The 12471-nt window shown below is 70.9% G+C and carries 8 protein-coding genes; 4 read left to right on the forward strand and 4 right to left on the reverse strand.

Annotation, left to right across the window (positions count from 1 at the left end; translation table 11 throughout):
- Window positions 1-13: 13 nt before the first annotated feature.
- The 4 genes from pflA to nirB form a co-directional block, all read right to left on the reverse strand.
- Window positions 14-862, reverse strand: coding sequence for a pyruvate formate-lyase-activating protein (gene pflA, locus ACIBI4_RS13725; RefSeq protein ID WP_399203981.1), 849 nt, complete (start codon window positions 860-862; stop codon window positions 14-16).
- 90 nt (window positions 863-952) lie between these two features.
- Window positions 953-3223: a formate C-acetyltransferase gene (gene pflB / locus ACIBI4_RS13730; protein WP_399203982.1), complete on the reverse strand. Its 2271-nt coding sequence runs from the start codon at window positions 3221-3223 to the stop codon at window positions 953-955.
- Window positions 3224-3505: 282 nt separating this feature from the next.
- On the reverse strand, window positions 3506-4921 hold the full coding sequence (locus ACIBI4_RS13735) for a NarK family nitrate/nitrite MFS transporter (RefSeq protein WP_399203983.1): 1416 nt from the start codon (window positions 4919-4921) through the stop codon (window positions 3506-3508).
- A gap of 255 nt (window positions 4922-5176) precedes the next feature.
- Window positions 5177-7939, reverse strand: coding sequence for a nitrite reductase large subunit NirB (nirB, locus tag ACIBI4_RS13740; protein WP_399203984.1), 2763 nt, complete (start codon window positions 7937-7939; stop codon window positions 5177-5179).
- A gap of 263 nt (window positions 7940-8202) precedes the next feature.
- Between nirB and ACIBI4_RS13745 the strand changes: the two genes are divergently transcribed.
- The 4 genes from ACIBI4_RS13745 (at window position 8203) to ACIBI4_RS13760 (ending at window position 12464) form a co-directional block, all read left to right on the forward strand.
- Entirely contained in the window at window positions 8203-9108 is a 906-nt protein-coding gene (locus ACIBI4_RS13745) for a sirohydrochlorin chelatase (protein WP_399203985.1), read from the forward strand.
- An 87-nt stretch (window positions 9109-9195) separates the two neighbouring features.
- On the forward strand, window positions 9196-10404 hold the full coding sequence (locus ACIBI4_RS13750) for a low temperature requirement protein A (RefSeq protein WP_399203986.1): 1209 nt from the start codon (window positions 9196-9198) through the stop codon (window positions 10402-10404).
- A gap of 22 nt (window positions 10405-10426) precedes the next feature.
- Window positions 10427-11506: a P1 family peptidase gene (locus ACIBI4_RS13755; protein WP_399203987.1), complete on the forward strand. Its 1080-nt coding sequence runs from the start codon at window positions 10427-10429 to the stop codon at window positions 11504-11506.
- Between the two features lie 202 nt (window positions 11507-11708).
- Window positions 11709-12464, forward strand: a complete 756-nt coding sequence (locus ACIBI4_RS13760) for a DUF6227 family protein (protein WP_399203988.1) — start codon at window positions 11709-11711, stop codon at window positions 12462-12464.
- The last annotated feature ends 7 nt before the right edge of the window (window positions 12465-12471 follow it).

Here is a 12471-nt window from a genome sequence, read left to right on the forward strand (position 1 = left end):
CGCCCTCGGGTGCTCAGACGGCCTTGAGGCCGTGGGCCTCGAAGACGCGCTTGACGGCGTCGACCTGCTCGGGCGACGGCGAGGGTGTCTCGGCCAGCGTGAACGGCATGTCCAGGGCCTCCCACTTGGACTGGCCGAGCTTGTGGAACGGCAGGACGTCCACGCGCGAGACGTTGCCGAGGGAGCCGGCGAAGGCGGCGACGCCCTCCACGTTGGCGGGGTCGTCGGTGAGCCCGGGCACGAGCACGAAGCGGACATGCACCTCCTTGCCCTGGTCGGCGAGGCGGTGGGCGAAGTCCAGGGTGGGCTGCAGCTCGCGGGCGGTCACCTTCTTGTAGGTGTCGCGGTCCCAGGACTTGATGTCCAGGAGCACCAGGTCGATGTCGCGCAGCATCGCGTCGGTGGCGCGCACCCCCAGGAAGCCCGAGGTGTCGAGGGCGGTGTGCAGCCCGAGTTCGTGCTTCATCCGGTGGAAGAGCTCGCCCGCGAACACGGGCTGGAGCAGGGGTTCGCCGCCCGAGATGGTGGCGCCGCCGCCGGAGGCCTTGATGAAGGTCGTGTATTTGGCCGCCTCGGCGATCACGTCGTCTGCGGAGGTGCGCTTGCCGTTGCGCATCTTCATCGTGTCGGGGTTGTGGCAGTACAGGCAGGCGAGCGGGCAGCCGGCCAGGAACGTCACGAAGCGGGTGCCGGGGCCGTCGACTCCCGTCGAGAGGTCCCAGGAGTGCACCGAGCCCTCGATGGGCCGCTGGGTGGCGGCCGCGGCCGGGGTGGTGGCCGGGCTCGCCGGGCTGTGCAGACCGATCCGTTCGTCGGCGGCCGGCGCACCGACCGGGATGTCCTTGCCGAGCAGCACTGTCATGGCACAACTCCCGTACGAGACAAGCAGTGGGGTGGGCGCGGCACCCGGACCCGGAGTGAGGGCCCGGGTCCGGGGCCGCGGTTCAGGGGCTCAGAGCGAGCCGTGGAACGTGCGGTTGAGGACGTCCAGCTGCTGCTCACGGGTCAGGCGGACGAAGTTGACCGCGTATCCCGAGACCCGGATGGTCAGCTGCGGGTAGTTCTCCGGGTGCTCCATGGCGTCCTCGAGAACGGCCCGGTTGAGGACGTTCACGTTCATGTGGAAGCCGTCGGACGCCATGTAGCCGTCGAGCACGCCCGCGAGGTTCTTGATCCGCTCCTCGGGGGTGCGGCCCAGGCCGTCGGGGGTGACGGTGTTGGTCAGCGAGATGCCGTCCTCGGCGTCCTCGTACGGGAGCTTCGCCACCGACATCGCCGAGGCGATGTAGCCGTGGCTGTCACGGCCGTTCATCGGGTTGGCGCCCGGCGAGAAGGGCTCGCCCGCGCGGCGGCCGTCGGGGGTGTTGCCGGTCTTCTTGCCGTAGACCACGTTCGAGGTGATGGTCAGCACGGACTGGGTGTGCTCGGCGTCGCGGTACGTCGGGTGCTTGCGCACCTTCTTCATGAACTCCTCGACGAGCCAGACGGCGATGGTGTCCACGCGGTCGTCGTTGTTGCCGTACGCCGGGTAGTCGCCCTCGATGGTGTAGTCGGTGGCGAGGCCGGTCTCGTCGCGGTGGACGGTGACCTTGGCGTTCTTGATGGCCGACAGGGAGTCCGCGGCGACCGAGAGGCCCGCGATACCGCAGGCCATGGTGCGGCGCACGTCGCGGTCGTGCAGCGCCATCTCGATGCGCTCGTAGGCGTACTTGTCGTGCATGTAGTGGATGACGTTCAGCGAGTGCACGTAGACGTTCGCGAGCCACTCCATCTGCTCGTCGAACTTCTTCATGACCTCGTCGTAGTCGAGCACCTCGGAGGTGATCGCACCCGTCTCGGGGCCGACCTGGGCGCCGGACTTCTCGTCCCGGCCGCCGTTGATCGCGTAGAGCAGGGTCTTGGCGACGTTCACGCGGGCGCCGAAGAACTGCATCTGCTTGCCGACCGGCATCGCCGAGACGCAGCAGGCGATGGCGGTGTCGTCGCCGAAGCGCGGGCGCATCAGTTCGTCGGACTCGTACTGCACGGAGGAGGTGTCGATCGAGACCTTCGCGCAGAACTCCTTGAAGCCCTGCGGCAGTTGCGGCGACCAGAAGACCGTCATGTTCGGCTCGGGGGCCGGGCCGAGGTTGTAGAGGGTCTGCAGGTAGCGGAACGAGGTCTTGGTGACCAGCGGGCGGCCGTCCTCGCCCATGCCGGCGATGGACTCGGTGACCCAGGTCGGGTCGCCGGAGAACAGCTCGTCGTACTCCGGGGTGCGCAGGAAGCGCACGATGCGGAGCTTGATGATGAAGTCGTCGACGAGTTCCTGCGCCTGCTCCTCGGTGATGAGGCCGGCCTCGATGTCGCGCTGCAGGTAGACGTCGATGAAGGTGGAGGTGCGGCCCAGCGACATCGCGGCGCCGTTCTGCTCCTTCACGGCGGCGAGGTAGGCGAAGTACAGCCACTGGATGGCCTCGCGGCCCGTCCGCGCGGGGGCGGAAATGTCGCAGCCGTAGGAGGCGGCCATCTGCTTCAGCTCGCCGAGCGCGCGGATCTGCTCCGAGAGCTCCTCGCGCAGCCGGATGGTCTCCTCGATCGAACGCTCCCCCGCCGGCATGGCGTTGAGCTCGTCCTTCTCGGTCTTCTTGAACGCGATGAGGCGGTCGACGCCGTAGAGCGCCACGCGACGGTAGTCGCCGATGATGCGGCCGCGGCCGTAGGCGTCGGGGAGTCCGGTGACGATGCCGGCCTTGCGGGCGGCGCGGATCTCGGGCGTGTAGGCGTCGAAGACACCGGCGTTGTGGGTCTTGCGGTACTCGGTGAAGACCTTCTCCAGATCCTGCGAGACCGGGTAGCCGTAGGTCTCCAGGGCGCCGGCCACCATGCGCCAGCCGCCGTACGGCATGATCGCGCGCTTGAGCGGGGCGTCCGTCTGGAGACCGACGATCAGGTCCTTGTCACGGTCGATGTAGCCGGGGCCGTGCGAGGTGATGGTCGACGGGATGTCGGCCGAGACGTCGTAGACGCCCTTCTCGCGCTCCTCGGGGAACTTGTCCGTGATCGCCTTCCACACCGCGGTGGTCCGCTCCGTGGGGCCCGCGAGGAACGAGTCGTCGCCCTCGTACGGCGTGTAGTTCTGCTGGATGAAGTCGCGGACGTCGATGGCGTCGCGCCACAGGCCGCCCTTGAAGCCGTCCCAGGCCTCGCCGTTCACCGTTGCTTCCGCAGGAGCTGCAGTCATGGCCGCACCTTCCGAATCGCCGCGTCATTGCTTACTCACCATTGGACTGCGTTTGATCGATCATTTGAGGCAGCGATGGTCCCTGGTTCGGGACCAATGGTCCCTCCGAGGCAGGGGGCTCGCATGCCGACAGGGCTCCGACCTGCGGTTTCTTGCAGGGCGAAGGTCCCTTGTCCGCTTGTGAAAACTTTCACAAGTTTTTCGGCGAGGGTGACCCGAATGCGCAAAGGCCCCCGGAAACCGCTGTGCGGTGTCCGGGGGCCCGGGGTGCTGAAGGGGTGGTCAGGACGGCGACTCGGCGCCCTTGCGGGCGTAGAACCACCAGGTGACCACGATGCAGCTCGCGTAGAAGGCCACGAATCCCCACATCGCGCTGGTCACCGCGAAGTTGGCGAACAGGGCCGGGATGAAGAAGAAGCCGTACGCGGCGATGGCGGCGGTGAAGCCGGTGACGGCGCCCGCTTCCATCTCGGTCTGCTTCAGCGCCTTCGCGTACTCGGGCGTGCCCTCGGTCAGGCCCTTCAGGTGCTGGTTGCGGAAGATGACCGGGATCTGGCGGAAGGTCGAGCCGTTACCGATGCCGGAGAAGAAGAACGCGGCGAGGAAGCAGGCGAAGAAGCCGGCGAAGTTGCCGTCGTTGCCGCCCGAGGGCAGGAAGTTGATGACGCCGATGATCGACGCGGCCATGCCCACGAAGGACAGGATGGTGACGCGGGCGCCGCCCATCTTGTCGGCGATCCAGCCGCCGGCCCAGCGGGCGAGGGCGCCGAGGGCCGGGCCCATCCAGGCGTACGTGGCGACCGAGTAGGCCGGGAACGTGGTCTTGATCAGCATCGGCAGTGCGGCCGCGAAACCGATGAAGGAGCCGAAGGTGCCGACGTAGAGCCAGGTCATCAGCCAGTTGTGCTTGCGCTTGAAGATGATCTTCTGCTGGCTGAACGAGGTGGAGGCGGTCTTCAGGTCGTTCTGGCCGAACCAGGCGAGGGCGGCGAGCACGATCAGGACCGGGACCCACAGGAAGGCCGCGTTCTGCAGGTAGACCGTCGCGCCGGTCTTGGCGTTGTGCTGGCCGGAGCCGATGGCTATCACCGAGCTGGTGATGACGATCGGGGTGAGCAGCTGGACCACGGAGACACCGAGGTTGCCGAGGCCGCCGTTGATGCCGGTCGCGTTGCCCTTCTCGCGCTTGGGGAAGAAGAAGCCGATGTTGGCGAGCGAGGAGGAGAAGTTGGCGCCGCCGATACCGCAGAGCGCGGCGATCATCGCCATGGTGGTGAAGGACGTCGAGGTGTCCTGGATCGCGAAGCCCAGCCACAGGAGCGGGACGATCAGCACGACCGTGGAGAGCGCGGTGAAGGTGCGCTGGCCGATCTTCGGACCGAGGAAGGTGTAGAAGATACGGGCCGTGCCGCCGGTCAGGCCGGGGATGGCGGTCAGCCAGAAGAGCTGCGAGGTGGAGAAGGCGAAGCCCACGTCCGCGAGGTTCGTCGCCGTGACGCTCCACACCTGCCACACCACGAAGGCGACGAGCAGGGCGGGGACGGCGATCCACAGGTTGCGCTGCGCCACGCGCTTGCCGGTGGACTTCCAGAAGAGTTCGTTCTCCGGTTCCCAGTCGGTGATCGGGCGACCCGGGCGGTATTGCGCGGGGTCGTACGACGACGGGACGACCTCGACACTTTCCTTGACGGCAGGCATGTGCGGTTCCTGGGGGTGGAGGAGGAGTGGATCTTCCTTACTTATCCAGGTTCCGCCTGCGGCTTCCTCGGCAGGAGAGGCGTAAGTCGGCTGCCGCGCAGGCCAAGGGCCTGTTTCGGGGCGGACGTTGGTCCGGGGCGCGGGCAAGGGGCGCGGGGTGTGCACGGGGACGAGGCGCCGGGGCGGTCCGGTCCCGGGTACGGCCAGTGGGCCGGCCCTCGGTCGGGACCGGCCCACGGGGGTGGCGTCGTCGGGTTACGGCAGCTCGGGGATGCCGAGGAAGACGGCGGGGTCGTCCAGGCTGACGCCGGTGCGCAGGTCGAACTCCTGCTTGTGCATCGGCGAGGCGATGGTCGGGACGCCGTCGCGGCTGCCCATGATGCCGCCCGCCATGACGGCCGCGCCGGAGTACGGGTCGTGGTTGCCGACCGCGTAGACCTCTCCGGAGCGGTCCTTGAACAGGGCGGCCTCGGTGCCGTCGGGCAGGACCGCGACCCGGCCGCGGCCCGGCTCCAGCTCGGATGCCAGGTCCTCGCGGAAGGACACTCCATCGTCGGGAGCGGCCGTGAACGGCTTGAAGCGGCGCAGCTTCGCCGGGTCGGCGAGCACCGCGGCCCACTCGTCCTGGTAGGCACCCACGTGCCGGTCCATCTGGGCCTCCAGCTCGGCGCACAGGCCCAGGGAGTCCTCGATGAGCACGGACTTGAGGTGCTCCAGGCCGCCGTCGATGCGCTCCAGCCAGGCGGAGGTGCGCTCCAGGCGCTCGGCGGTGCGCACGTAGTACATGAGGAAGCGGTCGATGAGGCGGAAGAGTCCGGCCGCGTCCAGGTCGGCGGCGAGGAGGTCCGCGTGACGGGGCGTGGTGCCGCCGTTGCCGCCGACGTACAGGTTCCAGCCGTTGGCCGTCGCGATGACGCCGATGTCCTTGCCGCGCGCCTCGGCGCACTCGCGCAGACAGCCCGAGACACCGCCCTTGATCTTGTGCGGGGCGCGCAGTCCGCGGTAGCGCAGCTCCAGGTCGATGGCGAGCTGCACGGAGTCGCCCTGGCCGAAGCGGCAGAACTTGGAGCCGATGCAGGACTTCACCGTACGAAGGGACTTGCCGTAGGCGTGGCCGGATTCGAAGCCGGCGTCGACCATCCGCTGCCAGATGTCGGGGAGTTGCTCGGCGCGGGCGCCGAACAGGTCGATGCGCTGGCCGCCGGTGATCTTCGTGTAGAGGCCGTAGTCGCGGGCGATCTCGCCGATCACGATGAGCGCGTCGGGGGTGATCTCGCCGCCGGGGATGCGCGGCACGACCGAGTAGGTGCCGTCCTTCTGGAGGTTGGCGAGGAACAGATCGTTGGAGTCCTGCAGCGTGGCCTGTTCGCCGTCGAGGATGTGGGCCAGGCCCAGCTCGGGGCCGAGGGTGCCGAGGACGTTGCCGACGACCGGCTTGCAGACCGTGCAGCCCTCGCCCGTGCCGTGCTTCTCGAGGAGTTCGGTGAACGAGCGGATGTGCTCGGTGCGGATCAGCTCGTAGATCTCCGGGCGGCTGAGCTCGAAGTGCTCGCACAGGCCCTTGGCTTTCGCGATGCCCGCGGCGGCGAGTTCGGCGTCGAGCACGGCCTGCAGCGTGTTCACGCAACCGCCGCAGCCCGTACCGGCCTTGGTGCACTTCTTGATGCCGCCGAGGTCCGTGATGCCCTCGGTCGCGATGGCCGAGGTGACCTGCGCCTTGGTGACGTTGTGGCAGGAGCAGAGCACCGCGTCGTCGGGCAGCGCGTCGGCGCCGGGGAGGCCGGCGTCCGTCACCGGGCCGACGTAGGCCTCGGCGGGGGCCGGGAGCTGCTTGCCGGTGTGCGGCTTCAGCGAGCCGTATGCTTCGGCGTCGCCGACGAGGATGCCGCCGAGCAGCGCGCCGTCGGGGCCGAGGAGCAGCTTCTTGTAGACGCCGTCGCGCGAGTCGGAGAAGACGACGGAGACCGCTCCGTCCTTGCCCTCCTGGGCGAAGGGGTCGCCGAAGGAGGCCACGTCGGCGCCCATCAGCTTGAGCTTGGTGGAGGTGTCGGCGCCGCGGAAGACTTTGCCGCCCTCGCCGGCGAGGGCGTCGGCGGCGGTCTCGGCCATCTGGTAGCCGGGGGCGACCAGGCCGTAGACGCGGCCGTCGGCGGTCTGGGCGCACTCGCCGATCGCGTAGACATACGGGTCCGTGGTGCGGCAGTGCTCGTCGACGACGACACCACCGCGGTCGCCGACGGCGATACCGGCCTCGCGGGCGAGGCGGTCGCGGGGGCGCACGCCCGCCGAGAAGACGACGACGTCGGCGTCGAGGACCTCGCCGTCGGACAGACGCAGGGCGCTGGTGCGGCCCTCGACGTCGGTGTCGATGCTGCTCGCGCCGACACCGGTGTGCACGGCCACGCCCATGCCCTCGATCGTGGCGCGCAGCGCGGCCGCGCCGCCGTCGTCGACCTGCAGCGGCATGAGCCGCGGGGCGAACTCCACGACGTGCGTCCGCAGTCCGAGGGTGCGCAGGGCGCCGGCGGCCTCCAGGCCGAGCAGACCGCCGCCGACGACGACGCCGGTGCGGGCGTTCTTCGCGTACGCGGTGAGCGTCTCGACGTCGTACAGGGTGCGGTAGGTGAAGCAGCCCGGGGCGTCGGCGCCGTCGATCGGCGGGACGAAGGGGTACGAGCCGGTGGCCAGGACGAGGGCGTCGTAGGCGACGACGGCGCCGGAGGCCGTGGTGACCTGCCGGGCGGCGGTGTCGATGTGCTCCGCCGGGTCGCCGAGGCGCAGGTCGATGCCGTGCCGCTCGATGAACGCGGTGTCGGTGAGGGCGAGTTCGTCGGGGTCGGTGCCCGTGAACGCGGAGGAGAGGTGCACGCGGTCGTAGGCGAGACGGTCCTCCTCGGCGAGGACGATCACCTGCCAGCCGGGGGTGTGCTCGCGGGCGAGGGCGCCGCGCTCGGCGAGGACCTCCAGGAAGTGCTGGCCCACCATGCCGTGGCCTATGAGTACCAGGGTCTGGGTCATGGTGGGTCACTCTCCGGCGTACGTAGGGGAAGCCTCTGTGTCGACGATAGGCCGCGCGGGCGCCGCTCCCGGCCCGTGAAGGACCTGTTTGCACAGGTCATGGGGCCCTTCAGGGGTGGGTCCTCCGGCAGGGGCGCGCGGGCGGGGGCGCGGGCAGGGGGCCGGGGCGCTCTCCGGGGCGGGGCGGCCCGGGACCACCGGCCCGGCGAGCTGAGGGCTTACGGCAGATTCGGCGCCGCGCCCGGATCCGTAGCGTCGAAGGCATGCATGCTCCTGCCCTCGCCTCCGTCCCTGCGCTCGCACCGGTCCCGGCGCTCGCCCCGGCACCGGCGTCCGGCTCCGCCGGCGGTTCCGTCCCCGTCCCCGTCCCCGTCCTCGTCGACGTCTCCCGCGCGGACGCGGCCGGCACGCCCATGTCCCCCGGCGACCGTGCCCCCGCGCTGGTGCTCGCCGTGCACGGGAGTGCCGTGGCCGAGGCTGCGGTGACCGTGGGGCGGCTCTGCGACGCGGTCGAGGCGCTCGGTGGGGTGCGGCCCCTCGTCGGGCACATGGATCATCAGGAGCCGTCGCTCGCCGAGGTGCTCGACGGGCTCTCCGGCACGGGGCGGCGAGCGGTGGTCGTACCGCTGCTGCTCGGGGACGGCTTCCACCGGACCGTCGACATACCGGAGGTCCTGGCGGCGCCCCGTGACCTCGACGTCACCGTCACCAAGGGGCTCAGCGGTGCGCCCGATGTGGCGCTCGCCCTGTACGGACGGCTGCGCGAGGCCGAGTGCCGGGCGGGCGGCCGCGCCGACGCCGTGGTCCTCGCCGCCGCGGGTTCCTCGCGCGCGGGCGGCAACGAGGGGGCGCGTACGGCCGTGGGTCAGCTGAGCGCGCTGCTCGACGCCGAGCGCGGACCGGTCCCGGTGCTTGCCGCGTACTGCTCCTCGTCCGAGCCGACCGTCGCCGAGGCCGTGGCGCTGCTGGAAGCGGCCGGCCACCGTCGGGTCGCCGTCGCCACCCACCTCCTCGCCCCCGGCCGCTTCACGCACGCGCTGGCGTCGGCCGGCGCCTGGACCGTGGCCGAGCCCCTCGCGGACCACCCCCGCGTCGCCCGCCTGGTGCTGCGCCGCTACACGGCGGAGGTCCTCCACCACGACCGCACCCTCCACCTGGCAGCCGCCTGAGCCACCCGGCTGCTCAAAACCTCCGACCGCCGCCCCACCCGCTCGCGCCGCCCCCGCACGAAGCGCCGCGCTGTCACGCTGTGCGGCATGAGCAACGTTCCCGAAGTCCCCAAGCCCCCGAGGCCCCTGCTCCCGATGACCGCGCGCAGCCGCGAGGAGGGGCATCGGGCGGCCACTCCGCTGGAGTTGTTCTTCGACCTCTGCTTCGTCGTGGCCGTCGCGCAGGCCGGGGTGCAGCTGGTGCACGCCGTGGCCGAGGGGCACGCGGGCGAAGGCATCCTGAACTACGCGATGGTCTTCTTCGCGATCTGGTGGGCGTGGATGAACTTCACGTGGTTCGCCTCGGCGTACGACAACGACGACGCGCTCTACCGCGTGGTCACCCTCGTCCAGATCGCCGGTGTGCTGATCCTCGCCGCGGGCATCTCGAGCGCGGTCGAGGACAAGGACTTCCTCCTGGTCTGGCTGGGGTACGCGGTGATGCGGCTGGCCCTGGTCACCCAATGGCTGCGCGCCGCGAAGCACACGAGCGGCGCGGAGCGGCAGACGGCGCTGCGGTACGCGGTGGGCGTCCTGATCGTGCAGCTCGGCTGGACCGCGCTCCTGTTCGCGCCGAAGGACATGCTGCCCTGGGTGTTCCTGGTGATGGCGCCGGCCGAGATGGCCGTACCGGTGATCGCCGAGCGCGACCGGTACACGAGCTGGCATCCGCACCACATCGCCGAGCGCTACGGATTGTTCACGATCATCGTCCTCGGCGAGACGATCGCCGCCGCGACCATCGCCGTGAAGTCGGGCGTGCAGGAGCACGACGCCCTCGACGAGCTGCTGCCCGTCGCCGCGGGCGGACTCCTGATCGTCTTCGCGGCCTGGTGGATCTACTTCGTCGTGCCGGTCCACGGACTCCTGAAGTCCAACAAGCAGGGATTCCTGTGGGGTTACGGGCACTACGTGATCTTCGCGTCGGCGGCCGCGATCGGCGCCGGCCTGGAGGTCGCCGTCGAGGAGGCGCTGCACGAGGCGCACATCTCGACGGCGGCGGCGTCGGCCGCGGTGACCGTGCCGACCGCGCTCTACCTGCTGACGGTCTGGGCCCTGCATTCGCGCCACTTCAAGGTGGGCCTGGCACAGCAACTGGTGCTCCCGTGCAGCGCGTTGGCGGTCCTGGCCTGCACGTTCGCGGGACGCTGGGCGGTGCTCGCGGCCGGTCTCGTCCTCACGGCGACGGTCGCCACGGGCACGACCCTGACCGCCCGCACGGCCTACGGCACACCGCGGTCCACCCCTTCCCCGTAACACCGCGTGCTACCTATAGGCCATGGACCAGGGCGCCGAGCAGCAGACCAGGGACGCGATCACCGATGTTCGGGGCGTACGCATCGGGCACGCGACGCGGACCGGGGACGGGTGGCTGACCGGGACGACGGTGGTGCTTGCGCCCGAGGGCGGCGCCGTCGCCGCCGTCGACGTACGCGGCGGCGGGCCCGGCACCCGTGAGACCGACGCGCTCGATCCGCGCAATCTTGTGCAGCGCGTCGACGCGGTGGTGCTCACCGGCGGCAGCGCGTACGGGCTCGACGCCGCGTCCGGGGTGATGGCCTGGCTGGAGGAGCAGGGCCGCGGCTTCCCGGTCGGCGGGCCCGGACAGGTGGTCCCCGTGGTGCCCGCGGCGTGCGTCTACGACCTGGGACGGGGCGGGAGTTGGCGGGCGCGGCCCGACGCCTCGCTCGGACGCGAGGCCGCGGCAGCCGCCGCGGCCATGGAGACCGCCGACGTCCCCCAGGGCTGCGTGGGCGCCGGAACCGGTGCCGTGGCCGGCGGCATGAAGGGCGGGGTCGGGACGGCGAGCGTCCGCCTCGGCTCCGGGCACACGCTCGGCGCGCTCGTCGTGGTCAACGCCGTCGGCGACGTGGCGGATCCGCGCAACGGGGTCCTCTACGGCCGGTACTTCACGGAGACGGACCAGCGCCCCGCACCCGAGGCCCACGACCGCGCCCGCACGCGGCTGGCCGAGGCGAGGTCCCGTACGACGGCGCTGCAGACGGCCGCCGGCAGCGGCGGGCCGCCCCTCAACACCACCCTCGCGGTCGTCGCCACCGACGCCGAACTCACCCGCGCCCAGGCACAGAAGCTCGCGGGTACGGCGCACGACGGGCTGGCACGCGCCGTACGCCCCGTCCATCTGCTGCACGACGGGGACACCGTGTTCTCCCTCGCGACCGGCGAGCGGCCGCTCCCCGAGGGGCCGGCCGAGGCCCTGCTCACCGTGAACGCACTGCTCGCGGCCGCCGCGGACACCGTCACGCGCGCGATCGTGAAGGCCGTCGAGGCGGCGCAGAGCGTACGAGGGCCGGGCGGCGAGTTCCCCTCGTACCGCGAGTTGTACGGGGCTTCGTGACGGACGCCGCAGCCCTCTCCGCCCCCGCGCGACAGGCGAGTTGGGCAGATCGTCCTGCGGGAACCCCTGAGAGTTCTCGTACGTTTTCCCGAACGACGGACATGATGTCCGACCGAGGCACTACGGTGAGCGGCCAAGAGGTCACCAACAGCAAGCAGCGAGCCGCAGCACAGCCGCAAGCGGAGCAACGCCGGGAGAAACCTTGAGCGTTCCGAACGAGACCCCCCAGGAGCAGCTGGACCGGCTCCTCGGACGCGCCCTCAACTCCTTCGAGCTGCCCGACGAGACGATCACCCGCCTCGCCTCGGCGCTCGCCCACGACACCACCCTGCACTCGGCCCAGCACAGCGCGGGCCTCCACCGCGAGACGTACCGGCACACCTGGCTGCTCGCCGACGGCAGCGCCCTGGTCCTGTGGGAGCTCGTGCACAACGCGACGGCGGACGGCGAGCAGCAGCACGAGCTGTACACGGAGGCCGAGGAGGCCTTCACCGCGGGCGGCCGCCTGCCCTTCCCGTCCGAGGCCCAGCCGCGCCACGACCCCGCGGGCGCGCCCGACCCTGGCCTTGCGGCCGCCGAGCAGCTGCTCCTGGAGACGGTCCTGATGATCGCGCCCGCGCCCCGCAGCGCGTATGCGCACTTCGCGCACGAGGATGCGGCCGACCACGGCCGCCGGCTCCTGCGCCGCGCGGAGAACACGGACCGGCCCGCCGAGGACACCGCGCGCCTGCTGCGCACGGCCGTCGCCCACCAGATCACCCAGGCCTTCGGCCGCCCCGGGCACACCGAACCGGGCTTCACGCTCTACGAGCACGCGTTCCTGCTCGCCGACGGCAGCGAGCTGAGCCTGTGGGAGGTCGAGCACACCCACTCACCGGACGGCCGCCATGTCTGCGAGGTGTACGCGCAGGAGGACCGGGCCCGCGGCGTCATGGAGGGCCGCAGCGCCTCGCTCTGACCGGTAC

Origin of the sequence: Streptomyces sp. NPDC050418, from assembly GCF_044458745.1 — a bacterium.
Lineage (GTDB): Bacteria > Actinomycetota > Actinomycetes > Streptomycetales > Streptomycetaceae > Streptomyces.

What these genes read in the sequence shown, in the direction of transcription:
- nirB (WP_399203984.1), bottom strand. Translation starts at nt 7,939, where the DNA reads ATGACCCAGACCCTGGTACTCATAGGCCACGGCATGGTGGGCCAGCAC.
- ACIBI4_RS13735 (WP_399203983.1), bottom strand. Translation starts at nt 4,921, where the DNA reads ATGCCTGCCGTCAAGGAAAGTGTCGAGGTCGTCCCGTCGTCGTACGAC.
- ACIBI4_RS13755 (WP_399203987.1), top strand. Translation starts at nt 10,427, where the DNA reads ATGGACCAGGGCGCCGAGCAGCAGACCAGGGACGCGATCACCGATGTT.
- ACIBI4_RS13750 (WP_399203986.1), top strand. Translation starts at nt 9,196, where the DNA reads ATGAGCAACGTTCCCGAAGTCCCCAAGCCCCCGAGGCCCCTGCTCCCG.
- pflB (WP_399203982.1), bottom strand. Translation starts at nt 3,223, where the DNA reads ATGACTGCAGCTCCTGCGGAAGCAACGGTGAACGGCGAGGCCTGGGAC.
- pflA (WP_399203981.1), bottom strand. Translation starts at nt 862, where the DNA reads ATGACAGTGCTGCTCGGCAAGGACATCCCGGTCGGTGCGCCGGCCGCC.
- ACIBI4_RS13745 (WP_399203985.1), top strand. Translation starts at nt 8,203, where the DNA reads ATGCATGCTCCTGCCCTCGCCTCCGTCCCTGCGCTCGCACCGGTCCCG.